Below are 868 nucleotides of genomic sequence, written 5' to 3'. Positions count from 1 at the left end.
AGACGATGTCTCATGTGGTGATGTAGCGAGCTGCGGCATCATTGTTCTTCGTGGGTGTTGATCTGTCGCAGCGACTGGTTCCTGACGGGTTGTGGGATCTCGTTGCTCCGTTGCTGCCGTCGTTCACGCCGCGCCGCCAGGGCGGTGGCACTGCGCCGCTGGACGAGCGGGCGGTGTTCACGGCGGTGGTGTACGTACTGACCAGTGGGTGCGCGTGGCGGCATCTGCCGCCGACGTTCGGGGTCTCGCCGGCCACCGCGCACCGCCGGTTCACCGCCTGGACGAAGGCGGGCCTGTGGCGGCGGCTGCACCGGGCCGTGCTGGACGAGCTCGGTGCGCGGGGTGAGCTGGACTGGGCCTCGGTGATCGTCGATGCCGCGTCGGTGCGGGCGAAAAGGGGGGCTCGCTGACCGGGCCGAACCCGGTCGACCGCGGCAAACCCGGCAGCAAGCTGCACGTGCTGTCCGAGGCCCAGGGCATCCCGCTGGCGGTCGGCGTATCCGCCGCGAACACCCACGACAGCCTGGCCCTCAAACCTCTCGTGAAGGGGATACCGGCCGTGCGGTCCCGGCGCGGACCGCGCCGCCGGCGGCCCGGCAAGCTCCGCGCCGACAAGGCCTACCACTCCGCAGACACCCTGCTCTGGCTGCGCAACCGCGGCATCGTCGCCCGGATCGCCCGCCCGGGCATCGAGTCCTCCGAGCGGCTGGGGCGGCACCGCTGGAAGATCGAACGGTCCGTTGCCTGGCTGTTCGGCTACCGCCGCCTCACCGTCCGGTACGAGCGAAAGGGCAGCCACTTCCTCGCCTTCCTGGGCCTCGCGGCCGCGCTGACCTGCTACAAGAAGCTCGCCAAAGCCACCACGTGA

The 868-nt window shown here is 70.5% G+C and carries 1 protein-coding gene; it reads left to right on the top strand.

The genetic code is table 11. The annotated features are described in order from the left end of the window. Positions 1–62 precede the first annotated feature (62 nt). A protein-coding gene (locus ABD198_RS30520) for an IS5 family transposase (protein ID WP_344007983.1) occupies positions 63–868 on the top strand; the annotation gives its coding sequence in 2 pieces (ribosomal slippage) (positions 63–393 and positions 393–868; 807 coding nt in all).

It is taken from the genome of Streptomyces thermocarboxydovorans (assembly GCF_039524635.1).
In the GTDB taxonomy this organism is placed as follows: domain Bacteria; phylum Actinomycetota; class Actinomycetes; order Streptomycetales; family Streptomycetaceae; genus Streptomyces; species Streptomyces thermocarboxydovorans.
Note: the sequence above shows the minus strand (reverse complement) of the source record. Positions and strands in the feature narration are given on the sequence as shown.